Annotated in this window: 18 protein-coding genes, 1 tRNA gene, 2 rRNA genes, 1 other RNA gene, 1 riboswitch and 1 other annotated feature (2 of these 24 only partly in view); of the genes, 17 read left to right on the plus strand and 5 right to left on the minus strand. The window is 36.8% G+C overall.

The window, feature by feature from the left end; all coding sequences use genetic code 11:
- A 23S ribosomal RNA gene (locus HHU08_RS00060) occupies positions 1-1055 on the plus strand; it begins 1883 nt to the left of the window's first position.
- Between the two features lie 72 nt (positions 1056-1127).
- Positions 1128-1244 (plus strand): 5S ribosomal RNA (gene rrf, locus HHU08_RS00065).
- Positions 1245-1358: 114 nt separating this feature from the next.
- On the opposite strand, the gene HHU08_RS00070 is transcribed toward rrf, so the two are convergent.
- Positions 1359-2321, minus strand: coding sequence for a YaaC family protein (locus HHU08_RS00070; protein WP_016205327.1), 963 nt, complete (start codon positions 2319-2321; stop codon positions 1359-1361).
- 114 nt (positions 2322-2435) lie between these two features.
- Between HHU08_RS00070 and guaB the strand changes: the two genes are divergently transcribed.
- The 6 genes from guaB (at position 2436) to HHU08_RS00100 (ending at position 9018) form a co-directional block, all read left to right on the plus strand.
- Complete coding sequence (guaB, locus tag HHU08_RS00075; RefSeq protein ID WP_016205326.1) at positions 2436-3902, plus strand: IMP dehydrogenase; 1467 nt, start codon at positions 2436-2438, stop codon at positions 3900-3902.
- Between the two features lie 169 nt (positions 3903-4071).
- Positions 4072-5403, plus strand: coding sequence for a D-alanyl-D-alanine carboxypeptidase family protein (locus tag HHU08_RS00080; protein WP_016205325.1), 1332 nt, complete (start codon positions 4072-4074; stop codon positions 5401-5403).
- Between the two features lie 194 nt (positions 5404-5597).
- Positions 5598-6482, plus strand: coding sequence for a pyridoxal 5'-phosphate synthase lyase subunit PdxS (gene pdxS / locus HHU08_RS00085; protein ID WP_198013244.1), 885 nt, complete (start codon positions 5598-5600; stop codon positions 6480-6482).
- A 10-nt stretch (positions 6483-6492) separates the two neighbouring features.
- Positions 6493-7095 (plus strand): pyridoxal 5'-phosphate synthase glutaminase subunit PdxT, encoded by a 603-nt coding sequence (gene pdxT / locus HHU08_RS00090; RefSeq protein ID WP_016205323.1) that lies wholly within the window; start codon positions 6493-6495, stop codon positions 7093-7095.
- 51 nt (positions 7096-7146) lie between these two features.
- Positions 7147-7371, plus strand: a binding site (T-box leader).
- A gap of 114 nt (positions 7372-7485) precedes the next feature.
- Positions 7486-8766 (plus strand): serine--tRNA ligase, encoded by a 1281-nt coding sequence (gene serS / locus HHU08_RS00095; RefSeq protein ID WP_169187568.1) that lies wholly within the window; start codon positions 7486-7488, stop codon positions 8764-8766.
- A gap of 159 nt (positions 8767-8925) precedes the next feature.
- Positions 8926-9018: transfer RNA gene (locus HHU08_RS00100), tRNA-Ser, on the plus strand.
- Positions 9019-9201: 183 nt separating this feature from the next.
- Here HHU08_RS00100 and HHU08_RS00105 read toward each other — a convergent pair.
- Both HHU08_RS00105 and HHU08_RS00110 read right to left on the minus strand, forming a co-directional pair.
- Entirely contained in the window at positions 9202-9873 is a 672-nt protein-coding gene (locus tag HHU08_RS00105) for a deoxynucleoside kinase (RefSeq protein ID WP_016205321.1), read from the minus strand.
- Entirely contained in the window at positions 9851-10510 is a 660-nt protein-coding gene (locus tag HHU08_RS00110; RefSeq protein ID WP_101728743.1) for a deoxynucleoside kinase, read from the minus strand. The genes HHU08_RS00105 and HHU08_RS00110 overlap by 23 nt, the downstream gene beginning before the upstream one ends.
- A 322-nt stretch (positions 10511-10832) precedes the next feature.
- Positions 10833-10942: riboswitch (TPP riboswitch) on the plus strand.
- A gap of 151 nt (positions 10943-11093) precedes the next feature.
- On the opposite strand from HHU08_RS00110, the gene HHU08_RS00115 reads away from it, so the two are divergent.
- From HHU08_RS00115 to HHU08_RS00135, 5 genes are read left to right on the plus strand one after another with little or no spacing between them, the layout of a single operon-like run.
- Positions 11094-11660 (plus strand): thiamine phosphate synthase, encoded by a 567-nt coding sequence (locus HHU08_RS00115; protein WP_169187569.1) that lies wholly within the window; start codon positions 11094-11096, stop codon positions 11658-11660.
- Positions 11632-12762 carry a glycine oxidase ThiO gene (gene thiO, locus HHU08_RS00120; RefSeq protein ID WP_224428210.1) on the plus strand — a complete coding sequence of 377 codons (1131 nt, stop codon included), beginning with the start codon at positions 11632-11634 and terminating at the stop codon, positions 12760-12762. The genes HHU08_RS00115 and thiO overlap by 29 nt, the downstream gene beginning before the upstream one ends.
- Complete coding sequence (thiS, locus tag HHU08_RS00125; protein ID WP_169187571.1) at positions 12763-12966, plus strand: sulfur carrier protein ThiS; 204 nt, start codon at positions 12763-12765, stop codon at positions 12964-12966.
- Positions 12967-12970: 4 nt separating this feature from the next.
- Positions 12971-13738 (plus strand): thiazole synthase, encoded by a 768-nt coding sequence (locus HHU08_RS00130; protein ID WP_101728744.1) that lies wholly within the window; start codon positions 12971-12973, stop codon positions 13736-13738.
- Positions 13735-14742 carry a ThiF family adenylyltransferase gene (locus HHU08_RS00135; protein WP_169187572.1) on the plus strand — a complete coding sequence of 336 codons (1008 nt, stop codon included), beginning with the start codon at positions 13735-13737 and terminating at the stop codon, positions 14740-14742. The genes HHU08_RS00130 and HHU08_RS00135 overlap by 4 nt, the downstream gene beginning before the upstream one ends.
- Before the next feature lie 51 nt (positions 14743-14793).
- Here HHU08_RS00135 and HHU08_RS00140 read toward each other — a convergent pair whose 3' ends face one another.
- Both HHU08_RS00140 and HHU08_RS00145 read right to left on the minus strand, forming a co-directional pair.
- Positions 14794-16080 carry a glycosyl hydrolase family 18 protein gene (locus HHU08_RS00140; RefSeq protein ID WP_169187573.1) on the minus strand — a complete coding sequence of 429 codons (1287 nt, stop codon included), beginning with the start codon at positions 16078-16080 and terminating at the stop codon, positions 14794-14796.
- A 35-nt stretch (positions 16081-16115) separates the two neighbouring features.
- Positions 16116-16679: an isochorismatase family cysteine hydrolase gene (locus HHU08_RS00145; protein WP_101728746.1), complete on the minus strand. Its 564-nt coding sequence runs from the start codon at positions 16677-16679 to the stop codon at positions 16116-16118.
- A 184-nt stretch (positions 16680-16863) separates the two neighbouring features.
- Here HHU08_RS00145 and tadA point away from each other — a divergent pair, with 184 nt between their 5' ends.
- From tadA to HHU08_RS00165, 4 genes are all read left to right on the plus strand, one after another.
- Positions 16864-17376, plus strand: a complete 513-nt coding sequence (gene tadA / locus HHU08_RS00150; protein ID WP_016205311.1) for a tRNA adenosine(34) deaminase TadA — start codon at positions 16864-16866, stop codon at positions 17374-17376.
- A gap of 84 nt (positions 17377-17460) precedes the next feature.
- Positions 17461-17725: signal recognition particle sRNA large type (gene ffs / locus HHU08_RS00155), an RNA gene on the plus strand.
- A 190-nt stretch (positions 17726-17915) separates the two neighbouring features.
- On the plus strand, positions 17916-19622 hold the full coding sequence (gene dnaX / locus HHU08_RS00160; protein WP_169187574.1) for a DNA polymerase III subunit gamma/tau: 1707 nt from the start codon (positions 17916-17918) through the stop codon (positions 19620-19622).
- 90 nt (positions 19623-19712) lie between these two features.
- Positions 19713-20000, plus strand: partial view of a YbaB/EbfC family nucleoid-associated protein gene (locus HHU08_RS00165; RefSeq protein WP_016205309.1) — the 5' portion only. Its footprint extends 33 nt past the window's final position; only the first 288 of its 321 coding nucleotides appear in the window; the start codon lies at positions 19713-19715; the stop codon falls past the right edge of the window.

Consider the following 20000-nt stretch of genomic DNA (forward strand, 5'->3'; position numbering starts at 1 on the left):
GTTAAGAGGAGGGGTTAGCACGTGTAGTGCGAAGCTCTGAATTGAAGCCCCAGTAAACGGCGGCCGTAACTATAACGGTCCTAAGGTAGCGAAATTCCTTGTCGGGTAAGTTCCGACCCGCACGAAAGGTGTAACGATCTGGGCACTGTCTCAACGAGAGACTCGGTGAAATTATAGTACCTGTGAAGATGCAGGTTACCCGCGACAGGACGGAAAGACCCCGTGGAGCTTTACTGCAGCCTGATATTGAATTTTGGTACAGCTTGTACAGGATAGGTAGGAGCCTTGGAAGCCGGAGCGCCAGCTTCGGTGGAGGCATTGGTGGGATACTACCCTGGCTGTATTGACATTCTAACCCGCACCCCTGATCGGGGTGGGAGACAGTGTCAGGTGGGCAGTTTGACTGGGGCGGTCGCCTCCTAAAAAGTAACGGAGGCGCCCAAAGGTTCCCTCAGAATGGTTGGAAATCATTCGTAGAGTGTAAAGGCACAAGGGAGCTTGACTGCGAGACCTACAAGTCGAGCAGGGACGAAAGTCGGGCTTAGTGATCCGGTGGTTCCGCATGGAAGGGCCATCGCTCAACGGATAAAAGCTACCCCGGGGATAACAGGCTTATCTCCCCCAAGAGTCCACATCGACGGGGAGGTTTGGCACCTCGATGTCGGCTCATCGCATCCTGGGGCTGTAGTCGGTCCCAAGGGTTGGGCTGTTCGCCCATTAAAGCGGTACGCGAGCTGGGTTCAGAACGTCGTGAGACAGTTCGGTCCCTATCCGTCGTGGGCGTAGGAAATTTGAGAGGAGCTGTCCTTAGTACGAGAGGACCGGGATGGACGCACCGCTGGTGTACCAGTTGTCTTGCCAAAGGCATCGCTGGGTAGCTATGTGCGGAAGGGATAAGTGCTGAAAGCATCTAAGCATGAAGCCCCCCTCAAGATGAGATTTCCCATAGCGTAAGCTAGTAAGATCCCTGAAAGATGATCAGGTTGATAGGTCAGAGGTGGAAGCATGGCGACATGTGGAGCTGACTGATACTAATAGATCGAGGACTTAACTAAAATGATTACTTGGCAAATTGGTTTCCTTCTAAATGATTTAGTTTTGAGAGAACAAATCTCTAAATAAAGAAGTCTGGTGGCGATAGCGAGAAGGTCACACCCGTTCCCATACCGAACACGGAAGTTAAGCTTCTCAGCGCCGATGGTAGTTGGGGGTTCTCCCCCTGTGAGAGTAGGACGTCGCCAGGCAATAGGAAACAAGCATCTACTTTGGTAGGTGCTTGTTTTTGTCTATAAAAAGTAATATAAATATTAAAGGATGCATGAATAAACAGAATGGAGTTAGTCTCATTACCATTATAATTAACTTTTTGCTAGATTTTCCAAAAATTGATAAATCAATTGAGGTCCTTTTTCAATAGCAATTTGCAAAAAAGTTTCAATAAAGGGATAGTCCTTATTTGGCATCGTTTTTAATAGTTCACTCCACCATTCAATCTCATACCTAGCAATCATACTTAGGTTATATAGTATTAAATAGTGGCATAGCATTTCATTTGAAAAAAAAGTTTTTTCTTTATCAGTAGAAATAACATAAGCTCTTTCCCTACTATCACATTTAATAAAACTACTTTGATTTAGCGTTTCGAGAAGTCGAACCGTCAGTTCAGTTTTATTTTCTTCTATTCCCTCTAATTGTATTCCGTGATTCCTCTCTAGATAATTTCTAAAATGATTACTATTCATAAAGTATAGATCTAATACTTGGTTAGGAATTAGGATTATATTTGGATTATGAAAATTCACCTTTAAAAAAGTTGCTTTCCCTTCTAAGGCTTGAAATAGATCAGATAATTCAGGAACCTGGTTAAATAGGTGTCCCATTTTCACTTTTTCCCCTTCTAAATTTTTACAGCCAAACATTTTTTCCGCCATATAGGTAAAGAGTCCATTTTTTTGAATTTTTACTTCATCTTGAAAAAATAAGTATTGCTGTTTTTTTAGTTTTCTTGTTGAAACTCCATGAGCTAATACAGAAGTAGAGTTAGGATAATTGGGATCAATAGTAAGTAAACAGGCTTTTATTAAGTGAACAAGACCATAAAATAAAAGAATAGGCTGAATACTCATAGGAGCGCTTATCGCTTGTTGATAGTACAATTTACCATGTTCTAAAAAATACATAAAAGGATAGCAATTTTGATAACTTTTAGAGTCTATATCGGATATATGTAAATTGCGATAGCATTTTTTTAGAAAATTTTGGCTGTATTCAGCCGAAAAAAAGCAACTAAAAGAGCTCCAGCCTTTATAATAATTGGACATTTCTTTACCCCTCTCGAATTTTTTGAAAAATTAAACATATCAAACTGACCTTGACAGTATTTTATCCAATTGATAACCTACTAATAATATTTTTAACAATATGGAGGCGTTAAAATGTGGGAAAGTAAATTTGCTAAAGAAGGATTAACGTTTGATGATGTTCTTTTAATTCCAGCTAAATCGGAAGTTTTACCTAGAGATGTAAGCTTAAAAGTACAATTAGCAAAAAATCTAAACTTAAATATTCCGCTTATTAGTGCAGGAATGGATACTGTAACAGAAGCAGAAATGGCTATTGCTATTGCAAGACAAGGCGGACTAGGCATTATTCATAAAAATATGTCTATTGAACAACAGGCTGAGCAAGTAGATAAAGTAAAGCGCTCAGAAAGTGGTGTAATCACAGATCCTTTCTTTTTAACTCCTGAACACCAAGTATTTGATGCAGAGCATCTAATGGGTAAATATAGAATTTCTGGTGTGCCGATTGTTAATAATAACGATGAACAAAAATTAGTAGGAATTCTTACTAACCGAGACCTTCGATTTATTGAAGACTTTTCCATTAAAATTTCTGATGTTATGACAAAAGAAAATTTAGTAACGGCTCCAGTAGGAACCACTTTAGAAGAGGCAGAAAAAATCTTACAACGATACAAAATTGAGAAATTGCCTTTGATCAATGAAGAAGGTGTATTAAAGGGATTAATCACAATTAAAGATATAGAAAAGGTAATTGAATTTCCTCATTCAGCAAAAGATGCCCAAGGAAGATTATTAGTGGGTGCTGCTGTTGGTGTAACAAACGATGCGTTAAAACGTGTAGAAATGCTTGTAAAGTCAAATGTTGATGTAATTGTTATTGATACTGCTCACGGGCATTCACAAGGGGTACTAGACGGCGTTACAGACATTAGAAACGCATATCCGGATTTAACGATTATTGCAGGAAATGTAGCTACTGCTGAAGGAACAAGGGCTTTAATCGAGGCTGGGGCAGATATCGTTAAAGTTGGTATTGGTCCAGGTTCCATTTGTACAACACGTGTAGTTGCTGGTGTAGGTGTTCCTCAAATTACGGCCGTGTATGATTGTGCTACAGAAGCTAGAAAGTATGGTAAATCAATTATTGCTGACGGAGGAATCAAATACTCTGGTGATATTGTTAAAGCTTTAGCAGCAGGTGGACACGCGGTTATGTTAGGAAGCTTGCTTGCTGGGGTATCTGAAAGTCCTGGAGAAACAGAAATTTTCCAAGGTCGACGATTCAAAGTATATAGAGGAATGGGTTCCGTTGCAGCAATGGAGAAAGGATCTAAAGATCGTTATTTCCAAGAGGATAACAAAAAATTTGTTCCGGAAGGAATCGAAGGTAGACTTCCTTATAAAGGACCGCTTTCAGATACGATCTATCAATTAGTTGGTGGAATTCGTTCTGGTATGGGATACTGTGGAACGAAGGATTTATATGAATTAAGAGAGAATGCCCAATTTGTGAAAATGACAGGTGCTGGCTTAAGAGAAAGTCATCCACATGATGTTCAAATTACAAAAGAAGCACCAAACTATTCTCTTTCTTAATAAATTTCATTTAAGAATATATTATAAAGTTTCCTTATTTTACATTAGACAGTGAACAATGGCACTGTCTATTTTTTTTATTTTTTTTATGTTAAACTGTACAAGGGAAATAATTAACTTGAAAAATAAGATAGATTAATAGATAAAAATAGTTTTGGAGGTTTTAATATTGAAACAGGTAAAAAAGTGGACGGTATCATTCATCATTGCCGTACTATTCTTAAGTACACTATCAACAGTTCTACCATATCAGGCAAGTGCTGCCGAAAATGACGATCTTGGATTAGAAGCAGGAGCAGCTATACTAGTAGATGCAAATAGCGGAGAAATATTATATGGAAAAAATACTGACGAACTACTTGGTGTAGCCTCCATGTCTAAAATGATGACAGAGTACATTGTTCTGGAATCAATAAAAAATGGAAAAATCTCTTGGGATCAAAAAGTTAAAATTAATAATTATATTCACAGGTTATCTGGCGCCCCAGAGCTTTCAAATGTAGGGCTTACTGAAGGGGAAGAATATACAGTGAAAGAATTGTACCAAGCGATGGCGATTCATTCAGGGAACGCTGCTACTGTTGCATTGGCAGAATTAATCGCGGGTACAGAGAAAAACTATATCAGTGTAATGAATCAAAAGGCTGAGGAGTTAGGTTTAGGTGATTTTGAATTTGTTAACTCTTCTGGTTTAAATAATGGTGATTTATTAGGAAATATTCCAGCAGGAAGCGAAACAGATGAAAATAAGATGTCAGCTAAAGCTGTTGCAAAATTAGCATATCGTTTAATCCATGATTATCCGGAAATTTTAGAGACTTCTGGCATGCCAAGCTTAAAGTTTAGAGATGGAAGAGAATATAAAAACTTTAACTGGCTAATACCTTCTTTAATTTACGGATATGAAGGGGTAGATGGATTAAAAACAGGTTCTACTGATTATGCAAAATTTAATGTTACTGCTACTGCTCAAAAAGGGGACCAACGTTATATCGTAGTAATCATGAAAAGTGAAACGAAAGATTCCCGTTTTGCAGAAGCAAGAAAAGTATTAGATTATGCTTTTGGTAATTTCTCTACGGAAGAGGTTCTTCCAGCAAATTATGTAGACGCAAAGAATAAAACGTTGGATGTAACAAAAGGAAAAGAAGATAAAGTAAGTATTGGTACTAAGGATGCAATTAATTTAGTAATCAAAAATAATGACAAAGAAAATTATGTTGCAAAAGTTGTCTTGGATGAGAAGAAACTAAATGCTGATGGTGAACTAACTGCTCCAATCAAAAAAGGGGACAAGGTTGGTTATGTAACAGTACAAACGAAAGATGGAAAAGAAGTGCCATTCTTAACAAGTGACGGAAACGAAAAGGTACAAGTAGACTTAGTAGCAAATGAAACAGTTGAAAAGGCAAATTGGTTTGTTTTAGCTATGCGTGGAATTGGTTCATTCTTCTCAAATGTTTGGGGAAGTGTTTCCGATACAGTCAAAGGTTGGTTTTAAGTAAATATTTTTTAATAAAGCCAACGATAATAATTGACTAGGAAAAATTGCATACATTGTATAAACTGAAAGAAAAAGAGCTTCTTGTATTGACAGAAGCTCTTTTTTATTGTTTATTTTCATTAGGGAGTAACAAATTTCTTCAAAAGGTTTCAATAATTTTGTGTTAAAAAAAGAGACTTTACAGGGGGCAAATAATGAAAACTGGTACTGATAGAGTTAAACGTGGTATGGCTGAAATGCAAAAAGGCGGAGTAATCATGGATGTTATCAACGCAGAACAAGCCAAGATTGCAGAAGAAGCAGGAGCAGTAGCGGTAATGGCTCTTGAACGAGTTCCTTCGGATATTCGCGCAGCCGGTGGGGTAGCTAGAATGGCTGATCCTACAATCGTAGAGGAAGTAATGAATGCAGTAACAATCCCTGTAATGGCAAAGGCGCGTATTGGTCATATTGTCGAAGCAAGAGTGCTTGAGGCTATGGGCGTAGATTATATTGACGAGAGCGAAGTTTTAACCCCAGCAGATGAAGAATTTCATTTGAATAAAAATGAATATACTGTTCCGTTTGTATGTGGCTGTCGTGATCTAGGAGAAGCTGCAAGACGCATCGGTGAAGGTGCTTCTATGCTTCGCACAAAAGGGGAACCGGGAACAGGAAATATTGTTGAAGCAGTTCGTCATATTAGAAAAGTAAATGCACAAGTTCGTAAAGTAGCTCATATGAATGAAGATGAGTTGATGACAGAAGCTAAGATCTTAGGAGCTCCATATGAACTTCTTTTAGAAATTAAAAGGTTAGGCCGCTTACCAGTTGTTAACTTTGCTGCTGGTGGTGTTGCAACACCTGCTGATGCAGCATTAATGATGCAATTAGGTGCAGACGGTGTATTTGTAGGTTCAGGTATTTTCAAATCAGACAACCCTGCAAAATTTGCTAGAGCAATAGTAGAAGCAACTACTCATTATCAAGATTATGAGTTAATTGCGGAAATTTCTAAAAACCTTGGAACAGCAATGAAAGGGATTGAAATTTCTAGTCTAGCTCCAGAAGCACGTATGCAAGAGCGTGGCTGGTAAGGTGAATATAATGCCAAACCATAATGTGAAAATAGGTGTCCTTGGACTACAAGGTGCTGTGAGAGAACATGTTAATGCTATTGAAGCGAATAATGCAGAAGCAGTTGTCGTAAAGAAAAAAGAACAACTGGATGAGATTGATGGTCTCATTATTCCTGGTGGAGAAAGTACAACGATGCGTCGCCTTATTGATAAATATGATTTTATGGAAGCTCTTCAAGTATTCGCTCAATCAGGGAAGCCAATGTTTGGAACATGCGCAGGATTGATTTTATTGGCAAAAGCCATTAAGGGCTATGATAAACCACATATTGGGGTTATGGATATACAAGTTGAGCGTAATTCTTTTGGAAGACAAAAAGAAAGCTTTGAAGCAAATCTTGATATTGCAGGGGTTGCTGAAGATTTTACTGCTGTGTTTATCCGTGCGCCGCATATTGTTAGTGTTGGTGAAAATGTAGAAGTATTAGCTAAACATAATGATCGTATTGTAGCGGCGCGAGAAGGACAGTTCTTAGGTTGTTCTTTTCATCCTGAATTAACAGATGATCATCGTTTAACGGGATATTTTATTAAGATGGCGATAGAGGCTAAGCAACACTTATTTGCATAAGCTGTTGAATTTCGGAAATACTTGTAGTAAGATATATGCAACTAATATATGGAATCTACTATGATAGGAAATAGTAACAGGTAACTTATTCTAAAAGAGAGCCGATGGTTGGTGTGAATCGGTGAATAAAGCCTGTGAATCCATCCTAGAGTAAAAACAAGGAACGCACCTGTTGCAAGTAATTGTTTTCGGCTAAAAACCGTTATGATCTTTAAGGTGAAAAGTATTTTTATGCTTTTAACTAGGGTGGCAACGCGGGTAACTCTCGTCCCTTTTTTAGGGACGGGAGTTTTTTATTTTGCCGTAAATAAAGAGTAAGGATTTCAAACTGGACGTGAAACCTATAGAAAGTAGATTGCATGTAGAAATAAAAAATGGGAGGAATAGAAAATGTTAGATATTAAATATGTTCGTGCTAATTTTGATTTTGTAAAAAGTCAGTTACAGCACCGCGGAGAAGATTTATCAGAACTGGACAATTTTGAAGCACTAGATGTAAGACGAAGAGAACTAATTGTTGAAACGGAACAATTAAAAAGTAAAAGAAATGAAGTTTCACAGCAAGTAGCAGTATTAAAGAGAGAGAAAAAAGATGCAGAAGCTCTTATTGTGGAAATGAGAGAAGTCGGCGAAAAAATTAAAGAATATGATAACGAGTTACGTGATGTTGAAGAGAAATTACAAACGATTATGTTAGGAATTCCGAATCTTCCTCATGAAAGTGTTCCAGTTGGAGATACGGAAGATGATAATGTTGAAATAAGAAAATGGGGTGAAATTAGAAAGTTTAATTTTGAGCCAAAACCTCATTGGGATGTTGCTACTGATTTAGATTTACTTGATTTTGAACGAGCAGCAAAAGTAACAGGAAGTCGTTTTGTATTTTATAAAGGCTTAGGGGCAAAACTAGAAAGAGCACTATTTAATTTTATGCTTGATTTGCATACAGAGGAACATGGATATAAAGAAATTATCCCTCCTTTCCTAGTAAATAGATCGAGCTTAACAGGAACTGGTCAATTGCCTAAGTTTGAAGAGGATGCTTTTTTAGTGGAGAAAGAGGATTACTTTTTAATTCCAACTTCAGAAGTACCTGTAACAAACTTGCATAGAGATGAAATTCTTGATGGTGATCAGCTTCCGATCAAATATGCTGCGTTTAGTGCAAACTTCCGTTCAGAAGCAGGATCTGCAGGCAGAGATACAAGAGGACTAATTAGACAACATCAGTTTAATAAAGTAGAGCTTGTTAAGTTCGTTAAGCCAGAAGATTCTTATGAAGAGCTAGAGTCTTTAACAAGAAATGCAGAAAAAGTATTGCAGCTTTTAGGCTTACCATATCGTGTGTTGAGCATGTGTACAGGAGATTTAGGATTTACAGCAGCGAAAAAGTATGATGTAGAGGTTTGGATTCCAAGCTATAATACGTACCGTGAAATTTCTTCTTGTAGTAATTTTGAAGCTTTCCAAGCAAGAAGAGCAAATATTCGGTTCCGTAGAGAGCCTAAAGGAAAGCCAGAACATGTGCATACATTAAATGGATCTGGCCTTGCAATTGGAAGAACGGTTGCTGCTATTTTGGAAAACTATCAGCAGGCAGATGGAAGTGTTGTTATTCCTGAAGTGCTTCGTCCTTATATGAGAAATAGAGAAGTAATTTCACCTGAATAATATGATAGACAGTTAAAAGGAGTTGACCTCTTAAGAAGTATTATATTCTTTTGAGGTCAGCTAAATTATTTCCTAACTCCTTGTTTAAAATAAATAATAAAAAATGATAAATATAGTTGACTTAGGTTTTGATAGATGATATATTATTACTTGTCTGATGGAGGAATACCCAAGTCCGGCTGAAGGGATCGGTCTTGAAAACCGACAGGCGGGTCAAACCGCGCAGGGGTTCGAATCCCCTTTCCTCCTCCATGATTTTAAATTTACATTGCGCATAATATTTGGAGATATATGAGGCCTGCTACTACAGTAGCAGGTTTTTTATTTTTTTTTCATAAGTTTTGTAACGAAAAAAAGGATTTTCCTTTGTTTTCATTACAGTCAACTTCTTAGTAATAAAGCTGACTGTAATAACCGAAAACGAGGAAAGTCCTTTTATGCTTTTCTGCTATAGTTTTTTTGCTGAAGAATAGTACTAATCTTTTCTATAATTGGTTCAATAGATTGTGCACCAGCAATAGCATCATACTCATTAATATTTAATCGAAGAACAGGACATGCTGAGAAAGAATCAATCCATTTCTCATATCTACCATGCATTTCTTCCCAATAATCAATCGGTGTTTGCTTTTCCATTTCACGACCTCTTCGATCAATACGCTGTAATATATCTTCGAGAGAACCTTCAAGGTAGATCAGTAAGTCTGGATGTGGGAAGTAAGGAGTCATTACCATTGCTTCAAAAAGACTTGTATACGTTTCATAATCGACTTCTGACATTGTCCCTTTTTCATAATGCATTTTTGCAAATATACCAGTATCCTCATAGATGGAACGATCTTGAATAAATCCGCCGCCATATTCAAAGATTCTTTTTTGTTCCTTAAAGCGTTCTGCTAAAAAATATACTTGCAGATGAAAGCTCCATCTGCTAAAGTCATGATAAAATTTATCAAGATATGGATTAGTATCAACTTTTTCAAAAGAAGTTCGAAATTGTAAAGCATCTGCTAGTGCATTCGTTAGCGTTGATTTACCTACACCAACTGTTCCAGCAATCGTTATAACGGAATTACTAGGAATATTATATTTTGTTCGTAGATTCATGATTAAAGGCTCCTATATTTAAAGTTTCTTTTATTGTGTTAATAATTTTTACTAAGTCTTGTTTATTTTGAACAAAGTCCAATGTATCTCCATTAAAGTCTAATACAGGAATTTGTGGGTTATTTTTTTTGAAGTCATTCATAACGATATCGTAGTCAGAAGATAATTGTTCTAAATACAGAGGACTAATATTTTTTTCGATATCTCTATCTCTTTTTTTAATTCGTGCCATTATTGTATCTAAACTAGCATGTAGATAAATAATAATATTCGGCATTGGCAGGTCTTCTGTTAATACATCATAGATGCGGACATACTTGTCTAAATCGCTATCCTGTAAAGATCTTTTCGCGAAAATAAGATTTTTTAATATATGATAATCTGCCACTACAGGTATATTTTTAGTTAAATAATGGTCTCTTGTGTCGTTTAACTGCTTAAATCGATTACATAGGAAAAACATTTCTGTTTGAAAACTCCATTCATCAATGTTTTCGTAAAATTTTCCGAGGAAAGGATTTTCTTCGACAATTTCTTTTAGGAGTTCGTATTGAAAATACTCTGAGAGTAATTTAGCTAAAGAAGTTTTACCAACTCCAATGGGTCCTTCTACTGTAATAAAAGGGATACTATTCACGCTTGTCCCTCCTGTTCTCTTATTTTAGAAGCTAATATTTTTTGAAGGGCTGTGGTTCGTTAATAAAGATAAACTTAGTATATGCAGCCTTAACAAAGGATTGCTTCCTTTAGTAGGTAATAAAAATAGTACAAGAGTCATTTTAACACATGGAGGGGAATGTGGACATATGCTTGTTTTTTCCTAATAGTTATTCAATCGAAAGTTTAAATTTAGATATGGTTTGTTAAGTTAAATTAGCGAAAGAGTAATAAGATTAAGAATTTTTTATTGCTATATTATCGATTTATGGTACTATATGGGTAAAGTTTATAAATAATGAATGAATCACTAGGGGATCCCTTGATAAGGGCTGAGAATGAAGTAGTTACTTCTAAACCCTCAAAACCTGAACAGGTTCGTACCTGCGTAGGAAAGTGGAATATCTTTAAATATACGTGTCTATTGGATTTTTTCCTATGGCGTAATTTATTAACCACTTTTCTACTACCTAGAAAAGTGGTTTTTGGCGTTTTACCCACTTTTCCAAACAGACTCTAACGTTCAAACCGTTGAGACTTATATAAAGTAGAGGTGATGAGATATGAAAATAATGGCCGTAACAGATAATACGCACTCTTTAGAGAAGCTTTTGTCTATTTTATTAGAAATCCATCCATATGTTGATTATGTGCAAATTAGGGAGAAAGCAAAAAGTCCAATCGAAATTTATACCCTTTGTGAGAGATTGCTTAAGGAGGGAGTTCCTATAGATAAAATCATTGTTAATGATCGTCTTGATATTGCGACACTGCTTTCGTTAAAAAATGTACATTTGCCATCAAATGGGTTATCTGTTAACAGCAAAGAAGAAGCTATATTAGCAGAAAGAAGCCAGACTGATTATGTAATATACGGACATTGCTATTCAACAAATAGTAAAGAGGGGAAGCCACCCGTTACATTGTCCACTATCTCAGAGATAAAAAGCGAGCTTTCCGTTCCGCTTTATGCTATAGGGGGAATCACGGAAGAACGAGTAGGTAAACTAGCTGAATTAGGTGCAGATGGAGTAGCAATTATGTCTGCTATATTTTCAGCTTCCGATCCATTAATGGCAATAAAACGAATAAGAGAAAGATGTGAAACTATTGGAATCAAAACAATTTGATGTCGTAATTGTTGGTGGCGGAATTATCGGTAGTTCGATTGCTTACTATTTGGCAAAGGAAAATAGGAAAGTTGCTATATTAGAAGCAGACAAAATTGGTGGGAAATCAACAAGTGCAGCAGCTGGAATGCTTGGTGCTCATTCTGAATATAAAGAATTTAAACATCTCTACCCATTTGCAAGAAGCAGTCAGCTTTTATATAAACAGCTTTATGAAGAGATAAGAGAGTTAACTGCTATTGATTTTGAGAAAAGAAATGGTGGGTTATTGAAACTTGTATACTCAGAAAATGAGAAAAAGGAGCTAGAATCTATTCTATCCTTATCTTCGGTGGAGTGGCTGGATAATAAAGAAGCTAGAAAAAGAGTTCCCCAGCTTTCAAAGGAAGTTATGGGAGCTGCTTATTTACAAGAGGATGTCCATATCACACCATTAATTGCATGTAATAGCTTGAGTAAAGGAGCACAACTATTTGGTGCTGAAATTTATGAATATACTCGTGTATTAGCTGTGAGTAAGACAGGAATGGAATATTCAATAAAAACAGCGCAAGGGACCTTTTTAGCAAAAAATGTAGTTATTGCAAGTGGAGTGTGGAGCAACTACTTTTTTCAGCAATTAGGATTATCCCATGAAATTATTCCGGTTAAGGGAGAATGTGTAGCAGCAATAAATGAGGGAGCACCATTACGTTATGCTGTATTCCATGATCAATTTTACATTGTACCTCGAAATAATAACGAGCTAATTATTGGGGCAACGAAAAAATGGAATGATTGGAGCGAGAATCCCTCGCTTGACGGTTTAGAAGAGGTTATACAAAAAGCAAAGAAAATGATACCAGAAGTTGGAGAAATGAAGTGGACGAGAGCTTGGGCTGGGCTTAGACCACAGACATATGATGGTCATCCATATATAGGGGAGCATCCAGAGATGAAGGGCTTATATTTTGCAACAGGTCATCAAAGAAATGGTATTCTTTTAGCCCCAGCAACAGGAAAGATGATTCGCGACTTAATTATTGGAACGCCTGTAGAGAAGGAGTGGCTAGATGCTTTTAAAGTAGAGCGTAATATATTTGCTTATGGGGGAGGGAAATAATTGAACATACAACTGAATGGCAAGGAACAGCAGCTACCGAAAGAGGTAGTTACGGTAACAAATTTATTGCATTTTTTTGAATTAAGTAATCGGATTGTCATTGTAGAAGTAAATCGAGATATTTTACAAAAAGAACAGTATCAAACGCATTTACTAAAAGATAGCGATAGAGTGGAATTAATTCATTTTGTTGGAGGAGGATAAATATATGTTAAAAATAGCAGATCGTACTTTTCAGTCTAGATTACTACTTGGAACTGGGAAATATCCGTCATTTGAAGTCCAAAAAAAAGCGGTAGAGGTATCGGGAAGTGAGATATTAACCTTTGCTGTACGTAGAATGGATATATTTGAAGAATCACAGCCTAACTTTTTAGAGCAATTGGATTTAAACCGGTATACCCTACTTCCGAATACGGCGGGAGCAAAAACAGCGGAAGAAGCAGTACGGATTGCTAAGCTTGCAAAGGCATCTGGTTTATGTGACATGATTAAAGTGGAAGTGATTGGTTGTGATAAATCGCTACTTCCTGATCCAGTAGAAACACTAAAAGCGTCTGAACAACTATTAGAAGAAGGGTTTATTGTCTTGCCATATACTTCTGATGATGTTGTCCTTGCTAAACGTCTAGAACAGCTAGGTGTACACGCCATCATGCCAGGTGCTTCACCAATTGGATCTGGAAAAGGAATTATCAATCCATTAAATTTGCAATTTATTATAGAACAAAGCACAGTTCCAGTTATTGTAGATGCAGGAATTGGTTCACCTAAGGATGCAGCCTATGCGATGGAGCTTGGAGCAGATGGGGTACTTCTGAATACAGCGGTATCGAATGCAAATGACCCAGTAAAAATGGCCATTGCTATGAAGTTGGCAATTGAAGCTGGTCGGTTGGGATATGAAGCAGGACGAATAGCGGAGAAAAACTATGGTGTCGCAAGTAGTCCATTAGCGGGGATGATTACATCTTGACTAGTCGTTTTTTTAAACAGGAATTATTTATTGGAAAAGAAGGGCAACGAAATATCGAAAATAGCCATGCCGTTATTTTAGGAGCAGGTGCCCTAGGATCAGCAGTTTCTGAGATGCTAGTAAGAGCAGGGATAGGAAAGCTTACTATTATTGATCGAGATTATGTAGAGCAAAGCAATCTTCAAAGACAACAGCTATATACGGAAGAGGATGCAGTAAAAAAACTGCCTAAAGCAATTGCTGCAATGAAGAGGCTAAAAGAGATTAGCAGTCATACACGGATTGAATCGATAGTAGAAGAGATAAATTGCCATACAATTGAAAAATTTATAGAAGGTGCTTCCATTTTAATAGATGGCACTGATAATTTTGAGACGAGATTAGTAATAAATGATGCTGCGATTAAGCGTCGAATTCCTTTTCTATTTGGAGCTTGTGTGGGAAGCTATGGGCTTTCCTATTCAGTGGTCGAAGAGAATGCTCCTTGTCTTCATTGTTTGATCGATCGGCTTCCTTCTCAGCAAATTACATGTGATACTGCAGGAGTTATTAGTCCAATTGTTCAATGGGTAGCAGCGATGCAAGTATCACAAGCTATGCAGATTCTTTCAGGTGAAACAGTATTGCCAGTTCTTCGTTCCTTTGATATTTGGAAAATGGAATATGTGGAAATGAATGTCGCAAAGTTAAAACATACTAATTGTCCAACTTGTGGGAAAGAGGCAAGTTTCCCATATTTATCCCAACAAAACCAAACAAAAGCAGCGGTGTTATGTGGAAGAGATGCAGTTCATATTCGCCCACCAACACCTAAAGGATTAGATTTATACGAGTTCTCACAGCAGTGGAAGTCACTCGTTGAAAATTTAATTGCAAATCCTTATTTAGTATCTTTTCATTATAATGATTATCGGGTGGTTCTTTTTAAAGACGGGCGTGCTATCATTCATGGAACTTCAGAAGTAAGTGTAGCCAAGTCAATATATACGAGATTAGTAGGATAGATACGATAAGACGAAAGGAAAGGTCTATTTAAAAAGAACCTTTCCTTTCGTTTATGTTCTTTTTGTTACTTGAAAATTATCGAGGATTAAAAGCCAGTTTTGGGGAAATGGTAATCCTAATTTCCAATAGCTAATACCTCTTAAATTTAACTCTTTAATTAAATTAAATTTTGCCTGAATGGAACGGGCATCCTCAAACCATACTTCGTGTAATTTCCCTTCACTATCTGTATATTTAAAATAGGGAGCTTGTGCTTTTTGGTCATATAGTATAACAGCATTATTGTCAGCTGCAAGCTGAATAGCTGCTTGAGGACTAAGTGCTCTTGCCACTGTCCCTTCGACAAATGGAAGTGTCCAATCGTATCCATATAAATTTTGGCCCATCATAATTTTAGAAGAGGGTATTTCTGTAATTGCATATTCTAGAACGTCTCTAACTGGTCCAATAGGAGAAACAGCCATAGCAGGTCCGCCGCTATATCCCCATTCATATGTCATGATAACAACAAAATCTACAATTTCCCCATGTGCTTTGTAATCATGCCCTTCATACCATTTTCCTTGTTGAGTGGCACTTGTTTTTGGTGCCAAAGCAGTCGATAATAACCATCCTTCCTGAGAAAAACGATTTTTTGCTTTACGTAGAAAACGATTATAAGCTTCGCGATCAGCTGGTCTTAAATATTCAAAATCAAAATGGATATCTTTAAATCCGTATTTTTTAGCAGTTATGACTATATTATTGATAAAGTTATTTTGAATTGCTTCATCGTTTAATAGGATTCTTCCTAGTTCATCACTAAATTGGTCATTTTCTTGATTGGTAATCACCATCATTAATACATTATTATTTTGTCTGGCGATATCAGGGAAATTATTGAGAAGCGGTTCTTTTAAGCTTCCGTCTCGTAATGCTTGAAAGCTAAATGGAGCAAGATAGGTTAAGTAAGGAGCTGCTTCTCGTGCACTTGCCTCTAGATTTGGCGCAACAGATGTTCCCCTTGGTTCTACATATGCATTGATATCAACTGGTCTTTTTGGTCTTTCAGGAATATATAATCGTAAACCAACTTGTAAAGATTGGTTGGCAGGAATGGAATTAATGGAAGCTAATTGTTCATAATTTAATCGGAACCTCTGAGCGATGGACCAGAGGCTGTCTCCTGGTTGAACCCAGTAAAAGCTTCCGATAATGGGAATGACAAGTGCTTGCCCTATTGTTAGTTGGTTTGGATTTGGTAGATCATTCGCTTCTACTAAATCATTAACTGTCGTTCCATATGCAGCTGCAATGCCCATTAAGGTTTGGTTGTTACTGACAACATGAATTTGCATATTTTTCCCTCCTGAAAAGGATACATTATTACAGTTTATGAGGAGGAAAGGGAAGAAATGATTGTATTTTTTTTGAATGTAAATATTTTCGCGTTCATGACATTTTTCATCATACGTAGAGCATACTTATTATCTTCATCGTCAACAGAAGCAATACAATTGTCCGGAATAAGAAGAGGATACTCCCGCATATAGGCATCATTTGCAGTGAATAGAACGCAAATATTTCCTGCGATTCCGGTAAGAATAAGGTTTTTTACATGTAGCTGGTGAAGCAATGTATATAAAGCGGTGCCATAAAAGGCTGAATGTCTTGGTTTTATTAAAAAATAGTCTGTATCATCGGGCTTAATTTTATCGATAAATAGTTCGCTTTTTTCATTTCTACAATAATCGATTACTTTGTTTAATTCAGCTTGCCATAAATTATAATGGTCATTGATATAAATAATAGGTATGTTTTCCTGTTTACATTGTTTTTTTAGTTGTTGGATTTGTTCTGCAATTATTAAAGCTTTTTCTGCTAAAATATTTCCATGTTCAAAATTAAAGTCATTTATCATATCGATAATTAAAAGGGCAGTGTTCGACGATTCCATACGGTTCTCCTTTTCTATGTAAAATGGTAGAATAAAGCATTAGTTTTTGTGTGAGGAGTAAAATAGTTACAAACAGCCTGCTTTTTTATTGAAAGTGGGATGGTTATTTATCTTCTTTAGTTTAAGTCAAAGAAAAAATTTCATTACAAATTTTGTGTTTTTATATAGGTGGGCTGTAATTATTATGGAAGTAAATCAAGATCAATTGTTTATGAAAATAGCTATAGAGGAAGCGCAGAAAGCTGCAAAAATAGGAGAAGTCCCAATAGGAGCAGTTATTGCTTATAAAGGTGAGGTAATAGCTAAAGGTCATAATTTAAGAGAAACAGACCAATCTGCTGTAGCTCATGCTGAATTACTTACTATTGAAAAGGCATGCAAGGTATTGGGGACTTGGAGGCTAGAAGAGGCAACGCTTTATGTTACGCTTGAGCCATGCGCTATGTGCTCTGGTGCTATTCTACTGTCCCGTATTCCACGAGTAGTTTATGGAGCTGCTGATCCAAAAGGAGGGTGTGCTGGTACTTTTATGAATCTACTTCAAGATAGTCGTTTTAATCATCAAAGTGAAGTAATATCTGGTGTATTAGCAGAAGAATGCGGGCAGTTGTTGACGTCTTTTTTTCAAGAAATAAGAAATCGAAGAAAGGCAGAAAAGAGATTAAAAGCGAGTAATATAGATTCTTACAAAAATTAACAAATGCTTTGTGTTGATTTTTTCTTTCTTTATCAGTATACTAAGAGTGTGTCTTAGGACACCTAATATTCGGTATCAATTTTGTCGTGCTAAGCGGGGAGGTAGCGGTGCCCTGTACTCGCAATCCGCTCTAGCGAGGCTGAATTCCTTTCTGAGGCTGGTATCCTGTAGGGTCTGCCTTAAGTAAGTGGTGTTGACGTCCGGGTCCTGCGCAATGGGAATCCATGAACCATGTCAGGTCCGGAAGGAAGCAGCATTAAGTGGACACCCCCATGTGCCGCAGGGTCACCTGGACCGAGCTAACTACTTAAGTAACGCTTATGGGTGCGAGTCGATGAAAGGTGCACGGCAGTTATTTTTATACATACAAAACTCATCCTTCATGGATGAGTTTTTTTGTAAGTTAAAGTGAATATCTAAAATACTTGTGATTTTCTCTTTCAAAGAGAATAAATAACTATTTCCATTATGCTATTATGGATGTAAAAATATAAGTGGATAAGCTATAATAATTATGAAAATAAAAAATGGAGGGTACTATGAACTATCAAGCTTTATATCGGGTTTGGCGTCCTCAGCAGTTTATAGATGTGGTAGGGCAGGAACACGTAACAAAGACATTGCAAAATGCCCTTCTTCAACAAAAAATCTCTCACGCTTACTTGTTCTCTGGCCCGAGAGGAACGGGGAAAACAAGTGCGGCAAAAATACTAGCGAAAGCTGTTAATTGTGAGAGAGCACCAATTAGTGAACCTTGTAATGAATGTGATGCATGTAGAGGAATTACAGATGGCACAATACCTGATGTAATTGAAATAGATGCTGCTTCAAATAATGGGGTAGAAGAAATAAGGGATATAAGAGATAAGGTCAAATTTGCTCCTAGCTCTGTACCTTACAAAGTTTATATTATTGATGAAGTTCATATGCTATCAATTGGAGCATTTAATGCCCTTTTGAAAACATTGGAGGAACCCCCTAAACATGTAATCTTTATTTTAGCCACTACTGAACCTCACAAAATTCCTTTAACAATTATTTCAAGATGTCAGCGATTTGATTTTAGACGAATTACGTCGCAAGCGATTGTCAATCGAATGAGATTGATTATGGATGAGTCAGCAATCTCCTGTGAGGAAAAGGCGTTGCAAATGATTGCAAGAGCAGCAGATGGTGGAATGCGTGATGCGTTAAGCCTATTAGACCAAGCGATTTCTTATAGTAATGAAATAGTGACAGTAGAAGATGCTTTGACAGTGACGGGTGCTGTTTCACAAAACTTTTTAAATACGTTGTCTAGAGCGATTTTAGATAGAGATACGGTAAAAGGTTTGCAATCATTAGATGAATTACTTCTTGCAGGGAAAGACTCTAATCGATTTATTGAAGATTTTATCTTTTTCTATCGGGACATGCTGCTGTATAAAACGGCTCCTAATTTAGAAGAATCTTTAGAAAGAGTTTTATTGGATGATGATTTTAAAGATCTTGCAGAAGAGCATACACATGAACAAATTTATGAGCTTATAAATTTGTTGAATAAAACACAGCAAGATATGCGCTGGACAAACCATCCTAGAATCTTCTTAGAAGTAGCAATTGTAAAGCTTTGTCAGTTAGAAACAGCAAAAACATCTGGGCAATTGGGTGTAAATATTCCGGAAATACAATCTTTATTGAATAAGCTAACTACTTTAGAAGAAGAGCTAACGAGTCTTAAGCAAAAAGGTGTTGCTGTAGTAGCTGAAGCACAGCCAACCCAGAAAAAAGCAAGAACGAATAGAAAAGGATTTCAAGCTCCTTTAGGTAAAATAACGGAAACGTTGAAGAACGCAACAAAGCAAGAATTACAAACGGTAAAAAGTAATTGGGGGGTTATGCTAAATAGTCTTGTGCAAAATCAAATGCGATCACAGGCAGCTTTGTTAAATGAAGCAGAACCAGTTGCTGCATCTACGGACTCGATCATTATTAAATTTAAATATGAAATCCACTGTCAAATGGCATTAGATAATGTTAAATTTATAGAGACAATCACTAATTCTTTGTATCAGCTCATAGGAAAAAGGTATAATTTATTAGGAGTCCCTGAAGAACAGTGGCTTAACATTAGAGAAGAATTTCTCAATAGCTCCCACCATCTAGATTCTGCTGATGAGGGAGACGGTGAAGAGCGTCAAGACAATCCTGTTGTTTCAGAAGCAATAAAATTGTTTGGTGAAGAATTATTAGAAGTGAAGGATTAATTTTTAACCTATTGGTTATATATGTACATAATATATAGGTAATTCTATTATGTTAGAACCAATGGAAACTATAAACTGGAGGTAATCTATATGCGTGGAATGGGAAATATGCAAAATATGATGAAGCAAATGCAGAAAATGCAAAAGAAAATGGCGGAAGCTCAAGAACAACTTGGTGAAGAGAAGATTGAAGGAACAGCAGGTGGCGGAATGGTAACAGTTGTTGTATCTGGACATAAGGAAGTTCTTGATGTCATTATTAAGGAAGAGGTTGTAGATCCAGAAGATGTAGAAATGTTACAGGATTTAGTTCTAGCAGCAACGAATGACGCTTTGAAAAAGGCTGATGAACTAACTAACTCTACAATGGGTCAGTTT

The organism is Niallia alba (assembly GCF_012933555.1).
GTDB lineage: Bacteria > Bacillota > Bacilli > Bacillales > Cytobacillaceae > Niallia > Niallia alba.